Annotated in this window: 24 protein-coding genes; 13 read left to right on the top strand and 11 right to left on the bottom strand. The window is 70.6% G+C overall.

Annotation, left to right across the window (positions count from 1 at the left end):
- Together ACICHK_RS11280 and ACICHK_RS11275 are read right to left on the bottom strand one after the other, a co-directional pair.
- A complete protein-coding gene (locus tag ACICHK_RS11280) occupies window positions 1–813 on the bottom strand; it encodes an ABC transporter ATP-binding protein (RefSeq protein WP_225860592.1) in 813 nt (270 codons plus the stop codon).
- Window positions 810–1,322, bottom strand: coding sequence for a PadR family transcriptional regulator (locus ACICHK_RS11275; protein ID WP_151470323.1), 513 nt, complete (start codon window positions 1,320–1,322; stop codon window positions 810–812). The genes ACICHK_RS11280 and ACICHK_RS11275 overlap by 4 nt, the downstream gene beginning before the upstream one ends.
- Before the next feature lie 221 nt (window positions 1,323–1,543).
- Between ACICHK_RS11275 and ACICHK_RS11270 the strand changes: the two genes are divergently transcribed.
- From ACICHK_RS11270 to ACICHK_RS11250, 5 genes are all read left to right on the top strand, one after another.
- Entirely contained in the window at window positions 1,544–2,818 is a 1,275-nt protein-coding gene (locus ACICHK_RS11270; RefSeq protein ID WP_406836786.1) for an ABC transporter substrate-binding protein, read from the top strand.
- A 176-nt stretch (window positions 2,819–2,994) separates the two neighbouring features.
- Window positions 2,995–4,668 carry a glycoside hydrolase family 13 protein gene (locus ACICHK_RS11265; RefSeq protein ID WP_406836785.1) on the top strand — a complete coding sequence of 558 codons (1,674 nt, stop codon included), beginning with the start codon at window positions 2,995–2,997 and terminating at the stop codon, window positions 4,666–4,668.
- A gap of 107 nt (window positions 4,669–4,775) precedes the next feature.
- The gene (locus ACICHK_RS11260) at window positions 4,776–6,101 is read left to right on the top strand and encodes an ABC transporter substrate-binding protein (RefSeq protein WP_406836784.1); all 1,326 of its coding nucleotides are present in this window, start codon (window positions 4,776–4,778) and stop codon (window positions 6,099–6,101) included.
- Between the two features lie 6 nt (window positions 6,102–6,107).
- The gene (locus ACICHK_RS11255) at window positions 6,108–7,466 is read left to right on the top strand and encodes an ABC transporter permease subunit (RefSeq protein ID WP_406836783.1); all 1,359 of its coding nucleotides are present in this window, start codon (window positions 6,108–6,110) and stop codon (window positions 7,464–7,466) included.
- The gene (locus tag ACICHK_RS11250) at window positions 7,463–8,302 is read left to right on the top strand and encodes a carbohydrate ABC transporter permease (protein ID WP_151470328.1); all 840 of its coding nucleotides are present in this window, start codon (window positions 7,463–7,465) and stop codon (window positions 8,300–8,302) included. Before ACICHK_RS11255 ends, ACICHK_RS11250 begins: the two co-directional genes overlap by 4 nt.
- 142 nt (window positions 8,303–8,444) lie before the next feature.
- Here the strand turns inward: ACICHK_RS11250 and pgl are convergent, their stop codons facing one another.
- The 5 genes from pgl to tkt are packed head-to-tail and all read right to left on the bottom strand — an operon-like array spanning window position 8,445 to window position 15,050.
- Window positions 8,445–9,227: a 6-phosphogluconolactonase gene (gene pgl / locus ACICHK_RS11245; protein ID WP_406836782.1), complete on the bottom strand. Its 783-nt coding sequence runs from the start codon at window positions 9,225–9,227 to the stop codon at window positions 8,445–8,447.
- Window positions 9,224–10,285 (bottom strand): glucose-6-phosphate dehydrogenase assembly protein OpcA, encoded by a 1,062-nt coding sequence (gene opcA / locus ACICHK_RS11240; protein ID WP_151470330.1) that lies wholly within the window; start codon window positions 10,283–10,285, stop codon window positions 9,224–9,226. Before opcA ends, pgl begins: the two co-directional genes overlap by 4 nt.
- Window positions 10,282–11,808: a glucose-6-phosphate dehydrogenase gene (gene zwf, locus ACICHK_RS11235; RefSeq protein ID WP_404818535.1), complete on the bottom strand. Its 1,527-nt coding sequence runs from the start codon at window positions 11,806–11,808 to the stop codon at window positions 10,282–10,284. The genes opcA and zwf overlap by 4 nt, the downstream gene beginning before the upstream one ends.
- Before the next feature lies 1 nt (window position 11,809).
- Window positions 11,810–12,928, bottom strand: a complete 1,119-nt coding sequence (gene tal / locus ACICHK_RS11230; protein ID WP_406836781.1) for a transaldolase — start codon at window positions 12,926–12,928, stop codon at window positions 11,810–11,812.
- Window positions 12,929–12,962: 34 nt separating this feature from the next.
- Window positions 12,963–15,050 (bottom strand): transketolase, encoded by a 2,088-nt coding sequence (gene tkt, locus ACICHK_RS11225; RefSeq protein WP_406836780.1) that lies wholly within the window; start codon window positions 15,048–15,050, stop codon window positions 12,963–12,965.
- A 353-nt stretch (window positions 15,051–15,403) separates the two neighbouring features.
- On the opposite strand from tkt, the gene ACICHK_RS11220 reads away from it, so the two are divergent.
- The 4 genes from ACICHK_RS11220 to ACICHK_RS11205 all read left to right on the top strand — a co-directional run bounded on the left by ACICHK_RS11220 (window position 15,404) and on the right by ACICHK_RS11205 (window position 18,918).
- Window positions 15,404–16,357, top strand: a complete 954-nt coding sequence (locus ACICHK_RS11220; protein ID WP_151470470.1) for a heme o synthase — start codon at window positions 15,404–15,406, stop codon at window positions 16,355–16,357.
- A gap of 92 nt (window positions 16,358–16,449) precedes the next feature.
- Window positions 16,450–16,806 carry a hypothetical protein gene (locus tag ACICHK_RS11215; RefSeq protein WP_151470334.1) on the top strand — a complete coding sequence of 119 codons (357 nt, stop codon included), beginning with the start codon at window positions 16,450–16,452 and terminating at the stop codon, window positions 16,804–16,806.
- A gap of 154 nt (window positions 16,807–16,960) precedes the next feature.
- A complete protein-coding gene (locus ACICHK_RS11210) occupies window positions 16,961–18,067 on the top strand; it encodes an amidohydrolase family protein (protein ID WP_406836779.1) in 1,107 nt (368 codons plus the stop codon).
- Between the two features lie 86 nt (window positions 18,068–18,153).
- On the top strand, window positions 18,154–18,918 hold the full coding sequence (locus ACICHK_RS11205) for a nucleotidyltransferase (RefSeq protein WP_406836778.1): 765 nt from the start codon (window positions 18,154–18,156) through the stop codon (window positions 18,916–18,918).
- Here the strand turns inward: ACICHK_RS11205 and ACICHK_RS11200 are convergent.
- The 4 genes from ACICHK_RS11200 to ACICHK_RS11185 are packed head-to-tail and all read right to left on the bottom strand — an operon-like array spanning window position 18,905 to window position 22,561.
- Entirely contained in the window at window positions 18,905–19,912 is a 1,008-nt protein-coding gene (locus ACICHK_RS11200; RefSeq protein WP_406836777.1) for a COX15/CtaA family protein, read from the bottom strand. The genes ACICHK_RS11205 and ACICHK_RS11200 overlap by 14 nt on opposite strands.
- Before the next feature lie 59 nt (window positions 19,913–19,971).
- Complete coding sequence (locus ACICHK_RS11195) at window positions 19,972–20,787, bottom strand: ABC transporter permease (protein WP_406836776.1); 816 nt, start codon at window positions 20,785–20,787, stop codon at window positions 19,972–19,974.
- Window positions 20,784–21,707 (bottom strand): ABC transporter ATP-binding protein, encoded by a 924-nt coding sequence (locus ACICHK_RS11190; RefSeq protein WP_406836775.1) that lies wholly within the window; start codon window positions 21,705–21,707, stop codon window positions 20,784–20,786. Before ACICHK_RS11190 ends, ACICHK_RS11195 begins: the two co-directional genes overlap by 4 nt.
- Before the next feature lie 11 nt (window positions 21,708–21,718).
- Window positions 21,719–22,561, bottom strand: coding sequence for an aminoglycoside N(3)-acetyltransferase (locus ACICHK_RS11185; RefSeq protein WP_406836774.1), 843 nt, complete (start codon window positions 22,559–22,561; stop codon window positions 21,719–21,721).
- Between the two features lie 161 nt (window positions 22,562–22,722).
- Here ACICHK_RS11185 and ACICHK_RS11180 point away from each other — a divergent pair, with 161 nt between their 5' ends.
- Genes ACICHK_RS11180 through ACICHK_RS11165 form a run of 4 tightly spaced genes read left to right on the top strand, consistent with a single transcriptional unit; the run spans window position 22,723 to window position 26,456 of the window.
- Window positions 22,723–23,466 carry a helix-turn-helix transcriptional regulator gene (locus ACICHK_RS11180; protein ID WP_406836773.1) on the top strand — a complete coding sequence of 248 codons (744 nt, stop codon included), beginning with the start codon at window positions 22,723–22,725 and terminating at the stop codon, window positions 23,464–23,466.
- A complete protein-coding gene (sufB, locus tag ACICHK_RS11175; RefSeq protein ID WP_037625848.1) occupies window positions 23,463–24,884 on the top strand; it encodes a Fe-S cluster assembly protein SufB in 1,422 nt (473 codons plus the stop codon). The genes ACICHK_RS11180 and sufB overlap by 4 nt, the downstream gene beginning before the upstream one ends.
- Before the next feature lie 58 nt (window positions 24,885–24,942).
- Window positions 24,943–26,124, top strand: coding sequence for a Fe-S cluster assembly protein SufD (gene sufD / locus ACICHK_RS11170; RefSeq protein ID WP_103551910.1), 1,182 nt, complete (start codon window positions 24,943–24,945; stop codon window positions 26,122–26,124).
- Window positions 26,124–26,456 (top strand): non-heme iron oxygenase ferredoxin subunit, encoded by a 333-nt coding sequence (locus ACICHK_RS11165; protein WP_406836772.1) that lies wholly within the window; start codon window positions 26,124–26,126, stop codon window positions 26,454–26,456. Before sufD ends, ACICHK_RS11165 begins: the two co-directional genes overlap by 1 nt.
- Window positions 26,457–26,461: the final 5 nt, after the last annotated feature.

The raw sequence follows: 26,461 nt of genomic DNA, 5'->3' as shown, positions 1-26,461 counted from the left end.
TCAGTCCTTCAGTTCCAGCACGCCGGATATCCCCAGGCTCCGTGAGGGCGTGCCGTCGAGTTCCGCGTCGTCGGCGATCCGGCCGTCGAAGAAGCTGATCACCCGGTCCGCGGCGCTCGCGAGCCGCGCGTCGTGGGTGACCAGCACGATCGTCTGACCGCGCTGGTGGAAGCGGGACAGCAGCCGGGTCACCTCGCGGGTGCCCTTGCTGTCCAGGCTGCCCGCGGGCTCGTCGGCGAGCAGCAGGGGCGGGTGGTTGACCAGTGCCCTGGCCAGCGCGACGCGCTGTTGCTCACCTCCGGACAGCTCGCCCGGCATGCTGCGCTCCTTGCCCTGGAGGCCCAGCTCGGCGAGGAGCTGTTCGCGCTCGGCGCGCGCCTGCTTGGGGGAGACCCCGGCGAGCAGGGCGGGCAGCTCGACGTTGTCGGCGACCGACAGGTTCGACACCAGGTTGAAGAACTGGAACACGATGCCGATGCGGCGTCGGCGCTCGACCGCCCAGCGGGCCTCGCCGTATCCGTCCGTGCGGACGCCGTCCAGCCAGATGCTGCCGGAATCCGGCCGCTGGAGCCCGCCGAGCAGATGCAGCAGGGTCGACTTCCCGGCGCCGGAAGGGCCGGTGACGGCCACGAACTCGCCCCGCCGTACGGAGAGGTCGACGCCGCGCACAGCACGTGCGGGAGCCCCTTCGCCGTAGTGGGTCTTGACCAGGTTCTCCGCGCGCAGCACGGCGGCCTCCCCGGCACACGGCGAAGGGCTCTCGGGCCGCGTCGACGGGTTCTCGGCGTGCGACGCGGGAGGGGTGCGGCTCATTGCTCCTCCAACTCCTCCTGGCAGCGTTCCAGCCAGTCGAGATCGGCCTGCAGATGCAGCATGGCGCCCTCGATGAGCAGCTGGGATATGCGGTTGTCCCGGTTCTCGGTCGTGGCGAGCTTCGACAATTCGCGCATGGTGTTCAGATACCGGCGCCGCTGCTTGTTGATCAGGGCGATCTGGTCGGCGAGACCGGTCTGCGGTGCGAGGGCGAGCTTCATGAAGAACTCGTCCCGTACCCGCGGTTCGTCCGCCGTCTCCTCGTACCAGGCGCGCAGCGCCTCACGCCCGGCGTCGGTGAGGTGGTAGATCTTCTTGTTGGGCCGGCTCGACTGCTCGACTTCTTCGCCCTCGATCAGTCCCGACTTCTCGAGGCGGCCGAGCGTCACGTAGATCTGGCCGACGTTCGGCTGAGGGTACGCGGAGCCCAGCAGTTGCTCAAGGTCCTGCTTGAGCTCGTAGCCATGGGCCGGGCCGCGCGCCAGCAGCGCCAGGAGGGGCAGCCGCACTCGTGCTCTCCTCCCCCCTCTTCTCTCTCTTCTTCTCGTTCGCCCTCGGGGCGTCCCGGCCGCTTACGGCATGCTCGTCGAGTGTCGCGGGCCCATGTGCCGAACACTCATGAGCCGGAGGCCAATGTGCCGCAGGCCCTAGTATCGCCCATACCTAACAGGTATACATGGCCTCTGACCCCGGGCGAAGGTGTCCGGTGCTGGTGTACAGGGAGGAACCTATGCGGTGGATACGTGCCGCCGGTAGGGGCCTCCTGATCGCCGCGGTGGTCCTGTCCGGTTACGTCGCCTCGGGCTCGCCCGCCGACGGCGCGCGCGAGGGCGGGCGCGGTCCGCTGACGTTGGCCACCGCCGGTGATCTCACCAACTATCTCGGGCCGCTGCTCGACGGCTGGAACCGCGCGCACCCCGGCGAGAAGGTCACCCTCGTCGAACTCCCCGACTCCGCGGACGAGACCCACGCGCAGATGACCACCGACCTGCGCGGCGGTGACCGGAGCCGCTTCGACGTCCTCAACATCGACGTCGCGTGGACCTCGGAGTTCGCCGCCGCCGGCTGGATCTCCCCATTGCCCCGCGACCGCTTCCGGCTCGACGGCTTCCTGCCTCCGGTGGTCGAGACGGCGAGGTACGACGGGAGGCTGTACGCCGTCCCGTACGTCACCAACGCCGGACTGCTCCTCTACCGCAAGGACATCCTGGCCAAGGAAGGCGTCGCGCCGCCGCGTACCTGGGCGGAGCTGGAGAAACAGGCGAGGACCATCGCGCCGAAGTACGGGCTCGACGGATACGCGGGTCAGTTCCTGCCCTACGAGGGACTCACCGTGAACGCCGCCGAGGCGGTCTACTCGGCGGGCGGCACGATCCTCGGCGACGAGGGCGAGCGCGTCACGGTGGATTCCGCGGCTGCCCGTGAGGGCATCGGCTTCCTCGCCGACGGCGTCCGCGACGGCTGGATACCGAAGAAGGCGCTGACGTACAAGGAGCAGGAGTCCAAACAGGCCTTCCAAGACGGCCGTCTCCTCTTCCTGCGCAACTGGCCCTACGCCTACGTCAGTGCCTCCGCCCCGGGATCGGCCGTCGCGGGAAAGGTGGGCGCGGTTCCGCTGCCCGGGCCCGACGGACCGGGGACGAGCGTGCTCGGCGGCTCGAACCTCGCGGTCAACGCGCTGGCCAGGCACCCCGATTCCGCCGCGCGTCTGATCGCGTACCTCACGAGTGAACGGGTGCAGCGGCAGGTCCTCACCAAGGGCGCGCTGCCGCCCGTACGGGCGGACCTCTACGAGGATCCGGAGCTGGTCCGCGAGTTCCCGTACCTGCCGACGCTGCGTGCCGGTGTGCGCGCCGCGGCGCCGCGCCCCAAGAGTCCCCGCTACGACCAGGTGAGCCTCGTCGTGCAGGCCGTCGTGCACGACGCGATGACCGGGCGCCAGACGCCCGAGGCCGCCGTGCGCCGGCTGGCGCGCGAGCTGGCCGACGTCTCGCGCCGGGGCTGAACCCCTTCTTCACCCCTTCTCCGTCGCATTCAGCGACCTCTTCCTAGTTACATGTTAGGTAACGCCACCGTCTCATCTCGTGCGGAGCGGGCCCAAAAATGCCCATTTAAAGGGTCGGCCTCTCGATAACTGCCGTCTACTCGTTGACATCTCCGCGACACGCCTACCTAACATGCATGCATAACCGAAGGCACGCACAGACAGGTCAACGGGTGACGCTCAACACGCACCGCTGGTGGCGCGACGCAGTGATCTACCAGGTGTACGTCCGGAGCTTTCTGGACAGCACCGGGGACGGCATCGGTGATCTCGCCGGCGTCCGGGCCGGACTGCCGTATCTGAAGAAGCTCGGGGTCGACGGCATCTGGCTGAGCCCCTTCTACCCCTCGCCGCAGCAGGACCACGGCTACGACGTGGCCGACTACTGCGACGTGGACCCGCTCTTCGGCGACCTCGCCGAGTTCGACCTGCTGATGACGGACGCCCGGCGCCTCGGCGTCCGGGTGCTCCTGGACATCGTCCCCAACCACTGCTCCAGCGAGCACCCGTGGTTCCGTGAGGCGCTGGACTCGGCGCCCGGCAGCGCCGCCCGCGCCCGTTTCCACTTCGCCGACGGCCGGGGACCGGACGGCGCCGAACCGCCCAACAACTGGCACGCGATGTTCGGCGGCCCCTCCTGGAGCAGGGTCACGGAGCGGGACGGCACCCCCGGTCAGTGGTACCTGCACATGTTCACGCCGGAGCAGCCCGACCTGAACTGGCGCAACCCCGAGGTCGGGGATCACTTCGACCACGTACTGCGCTTCTGGCTCGACCGGGGCGTCGACGGCTTCCGCATCGACGTGGCCGCCGGGCTCTACAAGCACCCCGGCCTGCCGGACTCGCCCGACCCCGAGGCCGACGCCCGCACCCGCGACTCGGTCAACCCGCTCGCCTGGAACCAGCCGGAGGTGCACGGTGTCTGGCGCCACTGGCGATCGGTGTGCGAGGAGTACACCGCCGAGGACGGCCGGGAACGGCTGCTCGTCGGCGAGGTCTCCGTGCCGACCGCGCGCGAGCACGCCCGGTACGTACGCCAGGACGAGCTGCACCAGGCCTTCTTCTTCGACCTGCTGAGCGCGCCCTGGAACGCCGACGCCTTCCGCAAGGTCATCTCCGAGGCCATGCAGGACATCGCCGGCACCGGCTCCACGGTCACCTGGGTGCTCAACAACCACGACCAGGTCCGCACCGTCACCCGCTACGGCGAACTGGGCACCGAGGGCAGCGGTCTGGGCGCCGCCCGGGCCCGGGCCGCCGCGCTGCTGATGCTGGCGCTGCCCGGAGCCGCGTACATCTACCAGGGCGAGGAACTCGGGCTGCCCGAGGTCGTCGACCTTCCCGACGACGTGCTCACCGATCCGATATTCCGCCGCACCGGGAGCCGCGCGCGCATCCGTGACGGCTGCCGGGTGCCGCTGCCCTGGTCGGGGCACGCGTCGCCGTTCGGCTTCACCTCGGGTGCGGAGAGCGCCAAGCCGTGGCTGCCGCAGCCCGCCTACTTCGCCGAGTACGCGACCGACCGCGCCCTGGCCGACACCCGCTCCTTCTGGCACCTCTACCGCGACGGACTCCAACTGCGCTCCGGACTGCCCCAGTTGGGTGACGGCGAGCTGCGCTGGCTGGACACCCGGCCCGGCGTCCTCGGCTTCGTCCGCGGCGACGGCCTGGTGTGCGCCGTCAACTTCGGTTCCGCGCCGACGCCCGCGCCGGTCTCCGGAACCCCGCTGCTCTCCAGCGGCCCCTGCACGCCCGGCGTCCTGCCCGGTTCGACGGCCGCCTGGTGGATCAGCGACTCGGCCAATCCCTGAGCCCTCCGGCCGAGCTCGCTCCACGGCCTTCCCTCCCCCGAACCCCACTCTCCGCTCACTAGTCCTTGACGATCCGTCAATTCCCATTCCCCGAAGGGACATCAACGATGATGCGACGACGCACGAACCTGCTCGCGAGCTGCACCGCCCTCGCCCTGGCACTCGGCGCGACCGCCTGCGGAGGCGGCCCCGTCTCCGCGGGCGGCGGCGACAAGTCGCTCGACGGCCAGACGATCACCGTGGCCGGTGTCTGGTCCGGCAGCGAGCAGAAGAACTTCCAGAAGGTGCTGGACGCCTTCACCGAGAAGACCGGCGCCAAGACACAGTTCGTCTCCACCGGTGACAACGTCTCCACCGTCATCGGCAGCAAGATCGAGGGCGGCAAGGCCCCCGACGTGGTGATGGTCCCGCAGGTCGGTGTGCTCCAGCAGTTCGCGAAGCAGGGCTGGCTCGCGCCGCTGTCCAAGACCGCCGGAGCGGCGGTCGACGCCAACTACGCGAGCGTGTGGAAGAACTACGGCAGCGTCGACGGCACGCTGTACGGGCTCTACTTCAAGGCCGCCCACAAGTCCACGGTCTGGTACAGCCCCGACGCTCTCGACCAGGCGGGCGTCGAGCCGCCGACGACCTACGACGCGCTGCTGAAGGCCGGCCACACAGTCTCCGACTCGGGTCTCGCCGCCTTCTCCGTCGCCGGACAGGACGGCTGGACGCTCACCGACTGGTTCGAGAACATCTACCTCTCCCAGGCCGGGCCCGAGAAGTACGACGCCCTGGCCACCCACAGGATCAAGTGGACGGACCCGACGGTGGTCGAGGCCCTCACCACCCTCGGCAAGCTCTTCAAGGACAAGCAGCTGATGGCCGGGGGCCAGAAGGGGGCCCTGAACACGGACTTCCCGGGCTCCGTCGAGAAGGTGTTCGGGCCCGAGCCCGAGGCCGGCATGGTCTACGAGGGCGACTTCGTGGCCGGGGTCGCCAAGGACCAGTTCGGCAGGAAGATCGGCGAGGACGCGAACTTCTTCCCCTTCCCGGCGGTCGACGGCGGCAAGGCTCCCGTGGTCAGCGGCGGCGACGCGGCCGTCGTCCTCAAGGACGGCAAGAACCGGAAGGCCGCCATGCGGTTCCTGGAGTACCTGACGACCCCCGAGGCGTCCGCGGTCTGGGCCGGGGCGGGCGGCTTCCTGTCCCCGAACAAGAAGCTCGACCTCGCCTCCTACGGCGACGACGTCACCCGTGAGACCGCCAAGTCCCTGGTCGCGGCCGGAGATTCCGTCCGCTTCGACATGTCCGACCAGGCCCCGGCCGCGTTCGGCGGCACCAAGGGCGCCGGTGAATGGAAGATCCTCCAGGACTTCCTGCGCGACCCGTCCGACCCCGAGGGGACCGCGGCCGAGCTGGAGAGCGCGGCGGCCAAGGCGTACAAGGGCTGATCGCGCATGACCGCCACGCTCCTGAAAGAGGCGAGCCCGCCTCCGGCCACCCTGGCCGACCGCAGACGGCGGGCCCGGCGCCGGGGCCGGATCGTCGCCCTCGCCTTCGTCCTCCCCGCCCTGCTCCTGCTCGGCGCGCTCGTCGTCTATCCCGTGCTGTTCTCCGTGGGCCGCAGCTTCTTCGACGCCTCCGGCACACGGTTCGTGGGCGGTGACAACTACACCGAGATGTTCCGCGACCCGGCCACGATCAAGGCCGTCCGCAACACGGCGATCTGGGTCGTCGTCGCACCGACCCTGCTCACCGGCCTCGGCCTCGTCCTCGCCGTCCTCGTCGAAAAGGTGCGCTGGGCAACGGCGTTCAAGCTGCTGCTGTTCATGCCGATGGCGGTCTCCTTCCTCGCCGCGGGCATCATCTTCCGGCTCGCCTACGACGAGGACCCCGACAAGGGCGTGCTGAACGCCGCCGTCGTCTCCGTGCACGACGCCTTCACGGGAACCTCGACGTACCCGACCGCCCGCGCCCGCGACGGCCAGGGCCTCACCGAGGGAGCCGACGGTTCGTACGGGACGACGGCTCCCACGACGCCGGGCCACACCGTCGGCCTCGGACTGGTCGGCGTACTCCCCGAGGACCTGCCGCAGGGCGCGCGGCCCGCGTACGCCGCCGCCCGGCGCACGGCGGCGTCCGACGAACTGCGCGGTGTCGTCTACCTGGACTTCACCCGCGGCGGGGGAGGGGAGCAGGGCAGGACCGACCGGAACGAGAGCGGACTGCCCGAGATGACGGTCGAGGCGCTGCGGGACGGCCACACGGTCGCGAGCGCCACCACCGCGGCCGACGGCTCCTTCCGCTTCCAGGACCTCGGCCCCGGCTCGTACACCGTGCGGCTGCCCGCGTCGAACTTCGCCCCGCCGTACGAGGGCGTCTCCTGGCTGGGACCCGCGCTCGTCACGCCGGCCGTCATCGGCGCCTACCTGTGGATCTGGACCGGCTTCGCCATGGTGCTCATCGGTGCCGGGCTCGCCGCGCTGCCGCGTGACGCGCTGGAGGCGGCCCGGATGGACGGGGCGAACGAGTGGCAGATCTTCCGCCGGATCACGGTGCCGCTGCTCGCACCGGTACTGACCGTCGTCTTCGTGACCCTCGTCATCAACGTGATGAAGGTCTTCGACCTCGTCTACATCATCGCGCCGGGCCCGGTGCAGGAGGACGCCACCGTACTGGCCACCCAGATGTGGCTGGTGTCGTTCGGCGGCGGCAACAACCAGGGCCTCGGCAGCGCGCTCGGAGTCCTGCTGCTGCTCCTGGTGATCCCCGCCATGGTCTTCAACGTCCGCCGTTTCCGAGGGAGTCAACGATGAACGCGCTCAGGCGAGGACTCGGCAGCAGCCTGGTGCAGGCGTTTCTCGTCGTCGTCGGCCTGGTGTGGCTCACCCCGCTCGCGGGCCTGTTCCTGTCCTCGCTGCGGTCGGCCCAGGACACCGCGAAGGGCGGCTGGTGGACCGCGCTGAAGAGCCCCGGGCAGCTGTCCTTCGACAACTACTCCGCCCTGCTGGGCAACGCGGGGATGACCCAGGCGTTCTGGAACACCGTTCTGATCTCGGTCCCGGCGACCGTCCTCGTCGTCGTCATCGCCGCGCTCGCCGGATACGCCTTCGCCTGGCTGGACTTCCCGGGGCGCGACGCGATCTTCCTGCTGGTCGTCGCGCTGTTGGTGGTGCCGGTGCAGATCGGCCTGCTGCCGGTGGCCAAACTCTTCGGGCAGCTGGGGCTGTTCGGCACGATCCCCGGCGTCGTCCTCTTCCACGTCTCGTACGGTCTGCCGTTCGCGATCTTCCTGCTGCGCAACTATTTCGCGGAGATGCCGAAGGAGATGCTGGAGGCCGCGCGCATGGACGGGGGGAGCGAGTGGCGCATCTTCACCCGGCTGGTCCTCCCGGTGGGCCGGCCGGCCATCGCCAGCCTCGCCATCTTCCAGTTCCTCTGGGTCTGGAACGACATGCTGGTCGCCCTGCTCTTCGCCGACAGTTCCGCCCAGCCGCTGACGGTCGAACTCCAGTCACAGATACGGCAGTTCGGAAGCAACATTGATGTGCTGGCTCCGGGGGCGTTCCTGTCCCTGGTGGTCCCGGTGGCGGTCTTCTTCGCCTTCCAGCGGCACTTCGTCCAGGGGGTGATGGCGGGATCGGTGAAGTGACGGCGGGCCTCGCGGTCCCGCCGCCTCGTGCCTGGTCGTCTCCCGTGGCCCGGCGCCGGGCCCTGACTCCCGGCGCCGGTCCGACCCCGAACGCCCGAGGAGCCGGAACTCGGCTCCTCGGGCGTCCGGGGTGCGGGTCCGCTCAGGCGGACGCCGGCGGATACAGCGACCGCGGCAGCTGTGACGCCGCCGCCGCGTCCAGGAGCCACAGCGTGCGCGAGCGGCCGTACGCGCCCGCGGCCGGGGCCTGGATCTCGCCCGCCCCGGACAGCGCGATCGCCGCCGCCTGCGCCTTGTCCTCGCCCGCCGCGAGCAGCCACACCTCACGGGCGGAGCGGATCGCGGGCAGGGTCAGCGAGATCCGGGTCGGCGGCGGCTTGGGCGCGCCGTGCACGCCGACCACCGTCCGCTCCGTCTCCCGCACCGCGGGCAGCTCCGGGAAGAGCGAGGCCACGTGGGTGTCCGGGCCGACGCCCAGCATCAGGACGTCGAAGGCCGGGACCGGACCGTGGTTCTCCGGTCCGGCCGCCTTCGCGAGCTCCGCCGCGTACGACTCCGCCGCCGCCTCCACGTCGGCGCCGTGCGGACCGTCGGACGCGGGCATCGGATGCACCCGCGCCGGGTCCAGCGGCACCGCGTCGAGCAGGGCCGCGCGGGCCTGCGTGTCGTTGCGGTCGGGGTCGCCCTCGGGGAGGTACCGCTCGTCGCCCCACCACAGGTCGAGGCGCGTCCAGTCGACCGCGTCCCGGGCGGGCGCGGCCGCGAGCGCCGCGAGGAGCCCGTTGCCGTTGCGCCCGCCGGTGAGCACGATCGAGGCGTAGCCGCGCGAGGCCTGCGCGTCCACGATCTTCGTGATCAGCCGTGCCGCCGCGGCCTGGGCCATCAGTTCCTTGTCGCGGTGGACGACGAGCTGGGGGGTGTTCACTCGGCGGCCGCCCTGTCCGCCGCCTTCTTGGCGAGCGTCTCGGCCACGCCCGCGGGGGAGTCCTTGGCGACCGGGGCCGCCTTCGTGGCGGTCGCGGTCCCGCCCGGGGACCCGGCACCCGCGGTGTCCGCCACCGCGTTCAGCCGGTTCACCCCGAAGCGCAGCGCCGAGGCGTAGGTGTCGTCCGGGTCGAGGCGGCGCAGCTCCTCCGCCATCAGCTCGGCCGTGTCGCGGCGCTTGAGCGCCACCGCGCGGTCGGGCTGCCCCTGGATCGACAGCGTCGCGAGGGTGCCGTCGGCGCGGTCCAGGACGATCGGGCCGCAGCTCGTGTCCAGCCGCACCGCGGTGAGGCCGGGCCCCGAGGACAGCGACCGCTTGACGGGGACCTCCAGCCGGTCCGCGAGCCACATCGCGAGCAGCTCGCAGCTCGGGTTGAACTCCTCGCCCTCCACCTCGACCGCGTCCACGTCGCAGGTGACCTGGTCCAGGGCCGCGGCCAGCATCGAGCGCCAGGGCGTGATGCGGGTCCACGACAGGTCCGTGTCGCCCGGGGTGTAGGCCTCGGCGCGGGCGTTGAGCTCCCGCACCGGCGCCTCGGCGGAGTAGGTGTCGGTCACCCGGCGCTGCGCGAGCGAGCCGAGCGGGTCGTTCGCCGGGTCGAGCGGGGCGTTCACCGGCCACCAGACGACGACGGGCGCGTCCGGAAGCAGCAGCGGCAGGACGACCGACTGGGCGTGGTCGATCACTTCGCCGTACAGGCGCAGCACCACCGTCTCCCCGGTGCCCGCCTCCGCCCCGAGCCGTACCTCGGCGTCGAGCCGCGACGTCGTGCGGTCGCGGGGCGAGCGGGAGACGCGCTTGATGACCACGAGGGTGCGCGAGGGGTGCTCGCGCGAGGCCTCGGTGGCGGCCTTCAGGGCGTCGTAGGCGTTCTCCTCGTCGGTGACGATGACGAGGGTGAGCACCATGCCGACGGCGGGCGTGCCGATGGCGCGGCGGCCCTGGACGAGCGCCTTGTTGATCTTGCTGGCAGTGGTGTCCGTGAGATCGGTCTTCATGGGCGACGCCAGCTCCGTCCGTCTCGCTCCAGCATCTCGTCCGCCTCGGCGGGTCCCCAGGTGCCCGAGGGGTACTGCGCGGGCTTGCCGTGCTGGTCCCAGTACCGCTCGATCGGGTCGAGGATCTTCCAGGACAGCTCGACCTCCTCGGTGCGCGGGAAGAGGTTCGAGTCGCCGAGCAGCACGTCGAGGATCAGACGCTCGTACGCCTCCGGGCTCGACTCCGTGAAGGACTCGCCGTACGCGAAGTCCATCGAGACGTCCCGGATCTCCATGGAGGTGCCGGGCACCTTGGAGCCGAAGCGGACCGTGACGCCCTCGTCGGGCTGGACGCGGAAGACGATCGCGTTCTGGCCCAGCTCCTCCGTCGCCGTGTGGTCGAAGGGGGAGTGCGGGGCGCGCTGGAAGACGACCGCGATCTCGGTGACGCGGCGGCCCAGGCGCTTTCCGGTGCGCAGGTAGAACGGGACTCCCGCCCAGCGGCGGTTGTCCACCTCCACCTTGATCGCGGCGAAGGTGTCGGTCTTCGACTTGGGGTCGATGCCCTCCTCCTGGAGGTAGCCGACGACCTTCGCGCCGCCCTGCCACCCCTCCGCGTACTGGCCGCGGACCGTGCTCTTGCCCAGGTCCTTCGGCAGCCTGGTCGCGGCCAGCACCTTGACCTTCTCCGCGGCGAGCGCGTCCGCGTCGAAGGAGGAGGGCTCCTCCATGGCGGTCAGCGCCATCAGCTGCAGCAGGTGGTTCTGGATGACGTCACGGGCGGCGCCGATGCCGTCGTAGTAGCCGGCCCGGCCGCCGATGCCGATGTCCTCGGCCATCGTGATCTGCACGTGGTCGACGAACGACCGGTTCCAGATCGGCTCGAACATCGTGTTGGCGAAGCGCAGCGCCAGGATGTTCTGGACGGTCTCCTTGCCCAGGTAGTGGTCGATGCGGAAGACCTGGTCCGGGGCGAAGACCTCGTGCACGATCGCGTTGAGCTCCTCGGCCGACTTCAGGTCGTGGCCGAAGGGCTTCTCGATGACCGCGCGGCGCCAGGAGCCGCCCGACTGGTCCGCCAGCTTGTGCTTCTTGAGCTGCTGGATCACCACCGGGAACGCGGACGGCGGCACGGACAGGTAGAAGGCGAAGTTGCCGCCCGTGCCCTGCGCCTTGTCCAGTTCCTCGATGGTGGAGCGCAGCCGGTCGAAGGCGTCGTCGTCGTCGAAGGTGCCCTGGACGAAGCGCATGCCCTGGACCAGCTGCTGCCAGACCTCCTCGCGGAAGGGCGTACGGGCGTGCTCCTTGACCGCGTCGTGGACCTCCTGGGCGAAGTCCTCGTGGGCCCACTCACGGCGGGCGAAGCCGACGAGCGAGAAGCCCGGCGGGAGCAGGCCGCGGTTGGCGAGGTCGTACACCGCGGGCATCAGCTTTTTACGTGACAAATCGCCCGTGACGCCGAAGATGACCAGGCCCGACGGCCCCGCGATACGCGGGAGCCGTCGGTCGGCGGGGTCACGCAGCGGATTGCTGCTCGACAAGATTTCAGCCCTCCGAGGGGGCGAGGCGCTGGAGCTCCGCCTCGGTCGACTTGAGCAGGTCGTTCCAGGCGGACTCGAACTTCTCGACGCCCTCGTCCTCGAGCAGCTGGACGACGTCGTCGTACGAGATCCCGAGCTTCTCGACCGCGTCGAGCTCGGCACGGGACTGCTCGTACGTGCCGGCGATGGTGTTGCCGGTGATCGAGCCGTGGTCCTCGGTGGCCTCCAGGGTGGCCTCCGGCATGGTGTTCACGGTGTTCGGCGCGACCAGCTCGTCGACGTACAGGGTGTCCTTGTACGCGGGGTCCTTGACGCCGGTCGAGGCCCACAGCGGGCGCTGCTTGTTGGCCTGCGCCCGGTCCAGGGCGGCCCAGCGGTCGGTGGAGAAGACCTCCTCGTACGCCTGGTAGGCGAGCCGGGCGTTGGCGAGGCCCGCCTTGCCGCGGGCGGCCTTGGCCTCGGGGGTGCCGAGGGCGTCGAGCCGCTTGTCGATCTCGGTGTCCACGCGGGACACGAAGAAGGACGCCACGGAGTGGATCTTCGAGAGGTCGAGCCCGCGCTCGTTGGCCTTCTCCAGACCGGCGAGGTAGGCGTCCATGACCTCGCGGTAGCGCTCCAGCGAGAAGATCAGCGTGACGTTGACGCTGATGCCGAGGCCGATGACCTCGGTGATCGCCGGCAGACCCGCCCTGGTGGCCGGGATCTTGATGAGGGTGTTCGGGCGGTCCACCAGCCAGGCCAGCTGCTTGGCCTCGGCGACGGTCGCGAGGGTGTCGTGCGCCAGACGCGGGTCGACCTCGATCGACACCCGGCCGTCCTGGCCCTCGGTCGCGTCGAAGACGGGGCGCAGGATGTCGGCGGCGTCGCGGACGTCCGCCGTGGTGATCATGCGGATGGCTTCCTCGACGGTGACCTTGCGGGCGGCCAGCTCGGTGAGCTGCTGCTCGTAGCCGTCTCCGCTGCTGATCGCCTTCTGGAAGATCGACGGGTTGGTGGTGACGCCCACGACGTGCTGCTGGTCGATCAGCTCGGCAAGGTTGCCGGACGTGATCCGCTTGCGCGACAGGTCGTCCAGCCAGATCGCGACGCCTTCCTCGGAGAGGCGCTTGAGTGCGTCTGTCATGGAAATTGCATCTCCTACGTGTCGTTTGTCAGCGTCAGCGCTGGGCTGCGGCGATCGATTCCCGGGCGGCTTCCGCGACGTTCTCGGCAGTGAAACCGAATTCGCGGAAGAGCACCTTGCCGTCGGCCGAAGCACCGAAGTGCTCCAGCGAAACAATGCGTCCGGCGTCCCCGACGAACCGGTGCCAGGTGAGACCGATCCCGGCCTCGACCGAGACGCGGGCCCTGACCGACGGCGGCAGGACGCTGTCCCGGTACCCCTGGTCCTGCTCGTCGAACCACTCGACGCACGGCATGGACACGACCCGCGTGGGGATGCCCGCGGCCTGGAGCCGCTCGCGCGCCTCGACGGCCACGTGCACCTCGGAGCCGGTGCCGATCAGGATGACCTCGGGCGAGCCGCCCTCGGCCTCGAACAGCACGTAACCGCCCTTGGCGGCGTCCTCGTTCGCCTCGTACGTCGGCACGCCCTGACGGGTCAGCGCCAGACCGTGCGGGGCGCCCTTGCCGAACACCTTGGTGTAGCGCTTGAGGATCTCGCGCCAGGCGATGGCCGTCTCGTTGGCGTCCGCGGGACGGACGACGTTGAGGCCGGGGATGGCGCGCAGCGAGGCGAGGTGCTCGACCGGCTGGTGGGTGGGGCCGTCCTCGCCGAGGCCGATCGAGTCGTGCGTCCACACGTACGTCACCGGCAGGTGCATCAGCGCCGACAGACGGACCGAGTTGCGCATGTAGTCGGAGAACACCAGGAAGGTGCCGCCGTAGATGCGCGTGTTGCCGTGCAGCGCGATGCCGTTCATCTCCGCGGCCATGGAGTGCTCGCGGATACCGAAGTGGATCGTGCGCCCGTAGGGGTTCGCCTCCGGCAGCGGGTTGTCCGCCGGGAGGAACGAGCTGGTCTTGTCGATCGTGGTGTTGTTCGAGCCGGCGAGGTCGGCGGAGCCGCCCCACAGCTCGGGGATGACCGCGCCGAGGGCCTGCAGCACCTTGCCGGACGCGGCGCGGGTGGCCACACCCGTGCCCGCCTCGAAGACGGGGAGCTTCTCCTCCCAGCCGGCCGGCAGCTCGGTCGCGGCGATGCGGTCGTACTCCGCGGCGCGCTCCGGGTTGGCGGTCCGCCAGGCGGCGTAGCCCTTCTCCCACTCGGCCTTGGCCTGGGCACCCCGGTCGAGCGCCCGGCGGGTGTGGGCCAGCACCTCGGCGGCGACGTCGAAGGACTTCTCCGGGTCGAAGCCGAGGACGCGCTTGGTGGCCGCGACCTCGTCGTCGCCGAGCGCCGAGCCGTGCGCGGCCTCGGTGTTCTGCGCGTTCGGGGCCGGCCAGGCGATGATCGAGCGCATCGCGATGAACGACGGCTTGTCCGTCACCTTCTTCGCGGCCTCGATCGCGTTGTAGATGGCGTGCGGGTCGAGGTCGCCGTCCGGCTTCGGGGCGATCCGCTGCACGTGCCAGCCGTACGCCTCGTAGCGCTTGACGGTGTCCTCGGAGACCGCGGTCTCGGTGTCGCCCTCGATCGAGATGTGGTTGTCGTCCCACAGCAGGATCAGGTTGCCGAGCTTCTGGTGCCCGGCCATGGAGGAGGCCTCCGCGGAGATGCCCTCCTGGAGGCAGCCGTCACCGGCGATCGCGTAGATGAAGTGGTCGAACGGGGACTCGCCCTGCGGCGCGTCCGGGTCGAACAGGCCGCGCTCGTAGCGGGCGGCCATCGCCATGCCCACCGCGTTGGCGACACCCTGGCCGAGGGGACCGGTCGTGGTCTCCACGCCCGCGGTGTGCCCGTACTCGGGGTGTCCGGGGGTCTTGCTGCCCCAGGTCCGGAAGGACTCCAGGTCGTCCAGCTCCAGGCCGAAGCCGGCCAGGTAGAGCTGGGTGTAGAGGGTCAGGGACGAATGGCCGGCGGACAGCACGAAGCGGTCACGCCCGACCCAGTCGGTGTCCGCCGGGTCGTGCCGCATCACCTTCTGGAAGAGGGTGTAGGCGGCGGGAGCCAGGCTCATGGCCGTACCGGGATGGCCGTTGCCGACCTTCTGTACGGCATCGGCGGCCAGGACGCGGGCAGTGTCCACGGCCCGCTGGTCCAGCTCGGTCCACTCGAGGTCTGTGGTGGTCGGCTTGGTGCTCACCCTGGGTCAGGGCTCCTCTCCACATGTCACACATGTCGAAATGCCGGTGCACTGGGCGCCCCGGCCGTTGTCGAGCCTACCCCCGTGAGTACGCGCGTTTTTTCGACTCATTCCAGACTGCCGGGACTCATCGGGATCCGCCTCCCGACTAGGTCGTTCCCTGTTCGGCACATGAATACGGAGCCGCTCGTCCGAGTGCTCAATCGAGTCTCGATCAGCTCTTCCGGACGCACTCCCCAACACGGACGCACCCCCGCGAATGCCGGGGTCTGGGCAACGTCTAGAGTGGCGTGGTACGCGCGGGCCTTCACGGGGAGTTCATCCCGGGGCTTGCTGGGATGTCTCTGTCAGGGGTGTGCGTGACGGCCGTCGAATCCCGTCCAGCCGGTGTGCTCGGGACGAGCAGCAGCCGGGGCCAGCGGCCGTTCGGGGCCCGTCTCAAGGCGTTCGTGGCGCTGACCAAGCCGCGGATCATCGAGCTGCTGCTGATCACCACCGTTCCGGTGATGTTCCTGGCGCAGCAGGGCGTGCCCGATCTGAAGCTGGTGCTCCTCACCTGCCTCGGCGGTTATCTGTCCGCGGGCGGCGCCAACGCGCTGAACATGTACATCGACCGCGACATCGACGCCCTCATGGAGCGCACCTCGCAGCGTCCGCTCGTCACCGGCATGGTCAGCCCCCGTGAGTGCCTGGCCTTCGGCATCACGCTGGCGGTCGTGTCCACCTTGCTGTTCGGTCTCACGGTCAACTGGCTGTCCGCCTGGCTGTCGCTCGGAGCGCTCCTCTTCTACGTCGTCGTCTACACGATGATCCTCAAACGGCGTACCTCGCAGAACATCGTCTGGGGCGGCATCGCCGGCTGTCTGCCCGTGCTCATCGGCTGGTCGTCGGTCACGAACTCCATGTCGTGGGCGCCGGTCATCCTCTTCCTCGTCATGTTCTTCTGGACGCCGCCGCACTACTGGCCGCTGTCCATGAAGGTGAAGGACGACTACGCGCGCGTGGGCGTGCCGATGCTGCCGGTCGTCGCGAGCAACAAGGTGGTCGCCCGGCAGATCGTCCTCTACAGCTGGGTGATGGTCGCGGTCTCGCTGCTGCTCACCCCGCTCGGCTACACGGGCTGGTTCTACACCGCGGTCGCGCTCGGCGCGGGCGGCTTCTGGCTGTGGGAGGCGCACGGCCTGCAGAACCGGGCCAAGGCCGAGGTGACGGGCGCCAAGCTCAAGGAGATGCGGCTGTTCCACTGGTCGATCACCTACGTGTCGATCCTCTTCGTGGCCGTCGCGGTGGACCCCTTCCTCCGCTAGACCGCCCCGCGAACACCGACGGGAGGGTGCGTGGCCAAGGCCACGCACCCCTCCCGTCGCCGTTGGATCTACCCGTCGGTAGCATCCTGGCCATGGCAGACACCCAGCAGATCGACGAGACCCCCGGCGCCGCCCAGGACTCCAAGGCCGAACGCGCCGCCGCCAAGCTCGCGCGGCGGATCACCGCCTTCTCCAAGGCGCACGGCGGGGCCGAGGCCCAGGTCGCGTACATCGGGGAGCGCGGCGCCCGCATCGTCCTCGTCGGCGAGGACGGCGGCTGGGGCGACCTCGTGGCGACGAGCCACGAGATCGCCGAGAGCGCCGTGAAGAAGGCCGGGATCACCGTCCACGAGGCGTTCGACGGCGAGTTCGCGGCCAAGGTGAAGACCGGCCCGTACGAGTGGAAGCGCATGGCCGGCATCCAGGTCGGCGGTCCCTCCAACGGCTGACGGCGCGGCCGCCCCCGCGACGGCCGGACCGTCACCCGTCGCACGGACGGCCGACAATCGTCGGCCGTTCGCACGGGGTGTGCGCGACCAACACCTGACACCCGGCTCAGCCGTTAGGACCTGAGAAGCAACGGTCCGTCCGCGGGGAGTCCGGATGATCGAAACGCCGTCCCTGGTGGACCAGTACTGCCACGGCGTACTGCGGACGGAGCTGGGCCTCGGCACGTTCGAGGCCCACCTCGCCAGGACCGAGGGGCCACCGGCCGCGGGCACCACCTTCTTCGACACCCAGACCGGATTCGCCGTACGGCGCTGGTGCCCGCCCCTGCTCGGGCTCGAACCGCACTGCACGCCCGCCCGCTACCTGGCCCGGCGCCGCGAACTGGGCGTCCTGGAATCGGGCCGGAGGCTGCTGCGCGGCAGCGGCATCACCACGTACCTCGTCGACACCGGTCTGCCCGGCGATCTGACCGGGCCGGGCGAGATGGCCTCCGCGGGAGCCGCCGGGGCACACGAGATCGTCCGTCTGGAGCTGCTCGCCGAACAGGTCGCCGACACCTCGGGAACCGTCGAGTGCTTTCTCGCCAATCTCGCCGAGTCCGTCCACGGAGCCGCCGCGGACGCCGTGGCCTTCACCTCCGTGGCGGGCGTGCGGCACGGTCTGGCCCTCGCGCCCGAACCGCCCGGGCCCGGGGAGGTACGGGGCGCGGCGGGCCGCTGGCTGGCCGGCCGCCGGGTCGGCGGAGCGCTCACCGACCCCGTCCTGCTCCGCCATCTGCTGTGGATCGCGGTCGCCTCGGGCCTGCCCCTGCAGCTGCACGCGGGCCTCGGTGAACCAGGGCAGCGCGTCGACCGCACCGACCCCGTGCTGCTCACCGACTTCGTCCGTGCCACGGCCGGCCTCGGCACCGACCTGGTCCTGCTGCACGGTTACCCCTACCAGCGGCACGCGGCCCACCTCGCCGGGGTCTTCCCGCACGTCTACGCGGATCTGGGCGCCGCCCTGGTGCGCACCGGCGCGCGGTCGGCCGCCGTCCTCGCTGAGACGCTGGAGCTGGCCCCCTTCGGCAAGCTCCTCTTCTCCAGCGGAGCGCGGGGCCTTCCCGAACTCCACGTGATCGGAGCGAGCCTCTTCCGCGAGGCGCTCGCACGGGTGCTCGGCGACTGGGTCGCCGAAGGGGCCTGGTCACCGGCCGACGCCCAACGGGTCGCCACCCTGATCGCGGCGGGAAACGCCCGGCGGGTGTACGGCCTGGAGTGAGAGCGCCGCTGCCGAGCGTGGCACCGAGCGCGCCGAACGCCGTCGCACGTCTTCACCGGAGCGCCGGGCGGCACCAGACTGTCCCGGTGCCCGACGAAGCCACCGCACGCCTGCTCGACCGCTTCCTCGCCGGTCTGCGCCCCCTCGCCCCGGTCGCGCTGTGGGCGCACGGGTCTCTGGCCGGCGGCGACTACCAGGAGGGGCGCAGCGACCTCGACCTGGTCGCGGTGCTGAAGGACCCCCTCCGGCTCGGCGCCGTACGCGAACTGGTCCGGCTGCACCGGCGGCTGCGTGCCGGGGAGCCCCTGGCCGCGCGGCTGCACTGCAGCTACCTGACACCCAGGACGGCGGCGGACGCCGGGCGGTCGTACGTCACCTGGGCCCACGACGGCCCGATGCGACGGCCGGTCACCCCGGTCACCCGCCGTGAGCTGCACGCCTTCGGGCGCGTTCTGCACGGCGTGCCCCCGGCGGACCTGCTGCCGGCCGTCCCGGAGAGGGAGCTGCGCGCCTTCGTCGTCCGGGACCAGAAGGAGTTCTGGCGCCCCGCGGTGGACAGGCCCCGGCTCTGGAAGCGGGACGTCTGGGTCGACCTGGGAACGGTCACCTTCGCCCGCGCGACGGTGACGCTGCGGGACGGGCGGCTGATCTCCAAGAGGGAGGCCCTCGACCTGCTCCCCGGGCTCGGGGCTCCGGCGGAGGTCGTCGACGACATCAGGCGCAGGCGCTACGGACAGGGCACCCCGACCGCTCCCGGGTGGACGCGGCTCCGGGCCGGACTGACGAGGGATTTCCTGGGCCCCGCCATCGACGGCCTGGTGGCCGCGTACGAGGGGTCTACGCGCGCGTGAGGGCCGACGTCGCGGGACCCGGCAGGTCCGCCGGGCTCTCCTCCGGGCGCTCGCGCAGGGCCAGCAGGACCCGCAGCACCCCGACCCACACCAGGCAGGAGCCGAGCATGTGGAGGGCGACCAGGGCCTCGGGCAGGTCGGTGAAGTACTGGACGTAGCCGAGGACGCCCTGGGACAGCAGGATCAGGAACAGGTCGCGGGTGCACCGCAGGGGACCCCGGGGGGCGTCCACCGCCTTCAGGACGAACCAGAGGGCGAAGGTCAGCGTGACGACGATCCAGGCCAGCACGGCGTGCAGCTTGGCGACGTTCTCCCAGCTCACGGGGATGCGGTCGACCTCGCTGGAGTCACCCGCGTGCGGTCCGGCACCGGTGACGACCGTGCCGACCGCGATCAGCAGGACCGAGGCGGCGACCAGGAACCACACGAGCTGCTGCACCGACTTGCCGACGAGCGGACGCGGCGCCGCGTCGCCCTCGCGGGTGCGCTGCCACATGAGCGCGGCGACGGTGATGAGCGCGGTGGAGAGCAGGAAGTGGGCGGCGACCGTGTACGGGTTGAGGCCGACCAGGACGACGATCCCGCCGAGGACCGCGTTGCTCATGACGATCCAGAACTGGGCCCAGCCGAGCCGGGTGAGGCCCCGCCGCCACGGCTTCTGCGAGCGCGCCGCGACGATCGCCCAGCCGACGGCGGCGCACAGCACGTACGTCAGCATGCGGTTGCCGAACTCGATGGCGCCGTGGAAGCCCATCGCGCTCGTCGCCGTGAGCGAGTCGTCGGTGCACTTGGGCCAGGTCGGGCAGCCGAGGCCGGAGCCGGTGAGCCGCACGGCACCGCCGGTGACCACGATCACGACCGCCATGACGAGCGCGGCGAGGGCCGCGCGCTGCACCGTCCGGGAGGTCGGGGTCCAGCGTTCGGCGATGAAGGCGAGCGGGTTGCGCACCGCGCTGAGGGCGTCGGCTCGGGTCAGGTTCTGCACGCGCCCCATCGTAGGGGCCCGCTTGTGCACGCTTTCACGAGGGTCGGCCCCTGGAGGGGACGATTCCGTCACTCCCAGCGGAAGAACCGGCCGGCCGCGCCGAGACCGAGGACCGCCCAGACCGCGAGGATCCCCAGGTCGCCCCAGGGCATCTGGGCGCCGTGCTGGAGCACGTCACGCAGTCCGTCCGAGAGCGCCGAGATGGGCAGCAGGCCGAGCACGTCCTGGGCGCCCGCGGGGAACTTGTCCATCGGCACGATCACCCCGCCGCCGACCAGGAGCAGCAGGAAGACGAGGTTGGCGGCGGCCAGCGTCGCCTCCGCCTTGAGGGTGCCCGCCATGAGCAGGCCGAGCCCGGAGAAGGCCGCCGTGCCGAGGAGCAGCAGGAGCAGGACGGCCAGCGGGTTGCCGTGCGGGGACCAGCCCAGCGCGAAGGCGATCGCGGTGAGCAGGATCACCTGGAGGACCTCGGTGACCAGGACCGAGGCCGTCTTCGCGGTCATCAGGGCCCAGCGCGGGAGCGGTGATGCCGCCAGCCGCTTCAGGACGCCGTAGCGGCGCTCGAAGCCGGTGGCGATGGCCTGGCCGGTGAACGCCGTCGACATCACGGCCAGCGCCAGGATGCCCGGTGCCAGGAAGTCGACCGCCTCGCCCGGACCCGTGTCGATGATGTCGGCCGAGCTGAACAGGACCAGCAGCAGCGTCGGGATCACGACCGTCAGCAGCAGCTGCTCGCCGTTGCGCAGCAGCATCCTGGTCTCCAGCGCGGCCTGCGCGCGGATCATGCGGGACAGCGGGGCGGCGCCCGGCTTCGGGGTGTACGTGCCGGTGGTGGTCACGGACGCGGCTCCTTGCCGGTCGGTTCCGAGCTGTGCCTGGTTCATGAGCGCAGCTCCTTGCCGGTCATTTCCAAGAAGACGTCTTCGAGGGTGTGGCGTTCGACCGAGATCTTCTCCGGCATCACACCGTGCTGGGCGCACCAGGACGTCACGGTCGCCAGCAGCTGCGGATCGACCTTGCCGCCGACCCGGTAGGCCCCGGGCGTCAGCTCGGCCGCCGTGCAGTCCGCGGGCAGGGCCTTCAGCAGCGAGGCCACGTCGAGTCCGGGGCGGCCGGTGAAGCGGAGGGTGTTCTCGGCGCCGCCGCGGCACAGTTCCTCGGGGGAGCCCTGGGCGACGACCCGGCCCGCGTCGATGATCGCGATGTCGTCGGCGAGCTGCTCGGCCTCGTCCATGTGGTGCGTGGTGAGGATCACGGAGACGCCGTCGGAACGCAGGTCGCGGACCAGGTCCCAGGTGGCGCGGCGGGCCTGCGGGTCGAGGCCGGCGGTCGGCTCGTCCAGGAAGACCAGCTCGGGACGGCCGACGACCGCCATGGCGAGCGCGAGGCGCTGCTGCTGGCCGCCCGACAGCCGCCGGTACGTGGTGCGGCCGCAGCTCTCCAGGCCGAGCCGCTCGACGAGCGCGTCCACGTCCAGGGGGTGGGCGTGCAGTCTCGCGACGTGGCGGAGCATCTCGTCCGCGCGGGCGCCCGAGTAGACGCCGCCGGACTGGAGCATCACGCCGATCCGGGTGTGCAGCTCACCGGACTGTCTCGCCGGGTCGAGGCCCAGGACGCGCACCGTGCCGGAGTCCGGCTTCCGGTATCCCTCGCAGGTCTCGACCGTGGTCGTCTTGCCCGCGCCGTTGGGTCCGAGTACGGCGGTGATGCCCGCCGAGGCCACCAGGTCGAGGCCGTCCACCGCGGTCTTCGTGCCGTACCGCTTCACCAGGGCCTGGACCTGGACCACGGGCTCGCTTCGCATGGGCAGCAAGTCTAGGGACGCCGTCGCGGTCCCTGACCCCCGGGGGCGGCGGCGGTCTCGACGTCCAGGTCCCGCGGGCGGTGCACCGGCAGCCACCGCTCGGCGTACGCCACCGCGTCCGCCACCGGGAAGAGCCGGGCCCGGGCCGCGCCCACGGTGCCCCGTACGACGGGACGGTCCCGTTCGAAGTCGGAGCCCAGCTCCTCGAACATGTCGGAGGTGATCGACACCTCCCGCACCGTCTCCCAGCCCGTGGGGGAGGGCCGTCCGACCTCCACGACGGGCGAGGGGACGCGGTACTCGGCCAGGTGGAAGCTGGTGCAGGTGTCGTAGCCCGCGCCGAGCAGCAGGACGCGGGCGCCGCCGGCCTCCAGCCGGGCCAGCGGGCTCCGCTCCCCGAGCCGGCAGTCGGCCGCGTGCCCGCCGACGACCGCCGCGGCGTCCGGGCCCACCGCCGCGAACGAGGTCTCCGGGTGAGCGCTGCGCAGGGCGCCGGGCCAGGTGCGGACCGTCTCGGGTATCACGCCGACCCCGAGGGAGGGCGTCACCCGGGGGTCGTAGGCGGGCATGGTCGCCCGGATGACCGGCCACCACTCCTCGGGGACCGGAGGGTTGCGCCACAGCGCGGGGTCGGAGAGGTCGCCGGACTGCGTCGGGACCACCAGCGTGCCGTCCGGGCCGAGCGCGTCGAGCAGTGCCTGCACGACGGCCACGGGGCCGCCGTTGACCCAGCCGAGTGCGCTGAGCGAGGAGTGCACGAGAAGCGTCTCCCCCGCTCGTACGCCGAGCGTGCGCAGGTCCGCGGCGAGGGCGTCCCGGGTGACGAGAGGGCCGGTCGGAGGGGGTGTCGGCATGGTCCGGGAGTCTTCCCGAGAGGCGGTCCGCACGCCACCGAATTGATCGATCAAAGATCGTTTGCCCAGGTCATCTTAGGTATGCCTAAGTGACACAGCACACCGACCGCCCCGGAGGGCGCGGCTTGTCAGGCTCTGAGGAATTACGCAACAATGGTGTTGTGAAAAACGTCGGCGAGGCTCGGGTGACCCCCGCGGGGACCCCGCAGGAGGAACTCGCGACCGGTGAGCGTTCGACGCGCAACCGGGTCGCGCGGTCGATCCTGGACCACGGCCCGTCGACCGTCGCCGACCTGGCGGGCCGACTGGGCCTGACCCACGCCGCCGTGCGCCGTCATCTGGACGCGCTGGTCGCCGACGACGTCGTGGAAGCCCGTGAGCAGCGGGTCTACGGAGCGCGTACGCGCGGCCGTCCCGCCAAGGTGTTCGCCCTGACCGACTGCGGCCGGGACGCCTTCGACCAGTCGTACGACAAGCTCGCCGAGGACGCCCTGCGCTGGATCGCCGAGCGCGAGGGCGGGGACGAGGCGATCCTGTCCTTCGCCCGCGCCCGCATCGCCGAGCAGGCCGGGGCGTACCGCGAGGCCGTCGAGGCCGCGACCCCCGAGGAACGCACGGAAGCCCTGGCGAAGGCCCTCAGCGCGGACGGGTACGCTGCCACGGCGCGCAGCGCACCGGTCGGCGAGCAGCTCTGCCAGCACCACTGCCCGGTCGCACATGTCGCCGAGCGGTTCCCGCAGCTCTGCGAGGCGGAGACGGAGTTCTTCTCCCAGCTGCTCGGCACGCACGTCCAGCGACTGGCCACCATCGCCCACGGCGACGGGGTGTGCACGACGTTCATCCCCAAGATTTCTCACGACACTCACAACGCATCCGCAAGCACGGCCGGGAGGAACCCCGCATGACGCTCCCCACGGAGACTGCCCACCCCGAACTCGAGGGTCTGGGCAAGTACGAATACGGCTGGGCCGACTCCGACACCGCCGGCGCCTCTGCGAAGCGCGGTATCAACGAGGACGTCGTCCGCGACATCTCCGCGAAGAAGAGCGAGCCGGAGTGGATGACCAAGCTCCGCCTCAAGGGCCTGCGCCTCTTCGAGAAGAAGCCCATGCCCAACTGGGGTTCCGACCTGTCGGGCATCGACTTCGACAACATCAAGTACTTCGTGCGCTCCACGGAGAAGCAGGCGGAGTCCTGGGAGGACCTGCCCGAGGACATCAAGAACACGTACGACAAGCTCGGCATCCCCGAGGCGGAGAAGCAGCGCCTCGTCGCCGGTGTCGCGGCCCAGTACGAGTCCGAGGTCGTCTACCACCAGATCCGTGAGGACCTGGAGGAGCAGGGCGTCATCTTCCTGGACACCGACACCGCCCTCAAGGAGCACCCGGAGCTCTTCAAGGAGTACTTCGGCACGGTCATCCCGGTCGGCGACAACAAGTTCGCGTCGCTGAACACCGCGGTGTGGTCCGGCGGCTCCTTCATCTACGTGCCGAAGGGCGTGCACGTCGAGATCCCGCTCCAGGCCTACTTCCGCATCAACACGGAGAACATGGGCCAGTTCGAGCGGACGCTGATCATCGTCGACGAGGACGCCTACGTCCACTACGTCGAGGGCTGCACCGCCCCGATCTACAAGTCGGACTCCCTGCACTCCGCGGTCGTCGAGATCATCGTGAAGAAGGGCGCCCGCTGCCGTTACACGACCATCCAGAACTGGTCGAACAACGTCTACAACCTGGTCACCAAGCGCGCCGTGGCGTACGAGGGCGCGACCATGGAGTGGATCGACGGCAACATCGGCTCCAAGGTCACCATGAAGTACCCGGCCGTCTACCTGATGGGCGAGCACGCCAAGGGCGAGACCCTGTCCATCGCCTTCGCGGGCGAGGGGCAGCACCAGGACGCCGGCTCCAAGATGGTCCACATGGCGCCGAACACCTCCTCGAACATCGTGTCGAAGTCCGTGGCGCGCGGCGGCGGCCGCACGTCCTACCGCGGTCTCGTCGAGATCGGCGAGGGCGCCCACGGCTCCAAGTCGAACGTCCTGTGCGACGCGCTGCTCGTCGACACCATCTCCCGCTCGGACACGTACCCGTACGTGGACGTCCGCGAGGACGACGTGTCCATGGGTCACGAGGCGACCGTCTCCAAGGTCTCCGAGGACCAGCTCTTCTACCTGATGAGCCGCGGTCTGACCGAGTTCGAGGCGATGGCCATGATCGTGCGCGGCTTCGTCGAGCCGATCGCCAAGGAACTGCCCATGGAGTACGCCCTCGAGCTCAACCGGCTGATCGAGCTCCAGATGGAGGGCGCGGTCGGTTAGTCCCGAGCCCCAGTCCCCGTCAAGCCACTCACGCAAGAAAGCGAGCAGACCGACAGCCATGGCTGAGGCTCAGAACATCCCGGTGGGCAGCACGACCGCCGGCCAGATCGCGGTGGCCGCCGAGTCGACCGTCGCCACGCGCATGAGCGCGCCCCCGTCCTTCGACGTGGCGGACTTCCCCGTCCCCCACGGCCGCGAGGAGGAGTGGCGGTTCACCCCGCTGGAGCGCCTGCGCGGGCTGCACGACGGCACCGCCGTCGCGACCGGCGGAGGCGTGCGGGTCGAGGTGCAGGCCCCCGAGGGCGTCACCGTCGAGACCGTCGCCCGCGACGACGCGCGGATCGGCCGGGCCGGCACGCCGGTGGACCGTGTCGCCGCCCAGGCCTACTCGGCGTTCGAGAAGGCTGGCGTCGTCACCGTCCCCAAGGAGGCGGTGCTCACCGAGCCCATCCGGATCGCCGTGCACGGCGAGGGCGGGGTCGCCTACGGCCACCAGGTCATCGAGCTGGGAGCCTTCGCCGAGGCCGTCGTCGTCATCGACCACACCGGTGACGCGGTCCTCGCAGCCAACGTCGACTACGTCCTCGGCGACGGCGCCAAGCTGACCGTCGTCTCCGTCCAGGACTGGGACGACACGGCCGTCCACGTCGGCCAGCACAACGCCCTGATCGGCCGCGACGCCACCTTCAAGTCGTTCGTCGTCACCTTCGGCGGCGACGTCGTACGCCTGCACCCCCGCGTCGCGTACGCGGGCACCGGCGGCGAGGCCGAGCTGTTCGGCCTGTACTTCACGGACGCCGGCCAGCACCAGGAGCACCGTCTCCTGGTCGACCACAACACCCCGCACTGCAAGTCCAACGTCATGTACAAGGGCGCGCTGCAGGGCGAGGGGGCGCACGCCGTCTGGATCGGTGACGTCCTCATCGAGGCCAAGGCCGAGGGCACGGACACCTACGAGATGAACCGCAACCTGGTTCTGACCGACGGCGCCCGCGTCGACTCCGTGCCGAACCTGGAGATCGAGACCGGCGAGATCGTCGGCGCCGGCCACGCCTCCGCGACCGGCCGCTTCGACGACGAGCAGCTCTTCTACCTGATGGCCCGCGGCATCCCGGCCGACGAGGCCCGCCGTCTGGTGGTCCGCGGCTTCTTCGCCGAGCTGGTGCAGCAGATCGGTGTCGACGACATCGAAGAGCGCCTTCTCGTGAAGATCGACGAGGAGCTGGAGGCGTCGCTCTGATGCCCGACACCCCCGGCACCTTCGTGCGCGTCTGTGGGCTGAGCGAGCTGGAGGAGAACACCCCGAAGCGGGTGGAACTCGACGGCACGCCGGTCTCGGTCGTGATGACCGAGGGGGAGGTGTTCGCGATCAACGACATCTGCTCGCACGCGAACGTCTCGCTCTCCGAGGGCGAGGTGGAGGACTGCCAGATCGAATGCTGGCTGCACGGCTCCGCGTTCGACCTCCGCACCGGCAAGCCGTCCGGTCTTCCCGCGACGCGCCCCGTCCCCGTATACCCCGTTCAGATCGAAGGGGACGACGTGCTCGTCTCCCTCAACCAGGAGTCCTGAGGCAC

The organism is Streptomyces sp. AHU1 (assembly GCF_045343905.1).
Classification (GTDB): domain Bacteria; phylum Actinomycetota; class Actinomycetes; order Streptomycetales; family Streptomycetaceae; genus Streptomyces; species Streptomyces triticiradicis.
The sequence above is the reverse complement of the archived record's forward strand: the minus strand, read 5'-3'. Positions and strand labels throughout refer to the sequence as shown.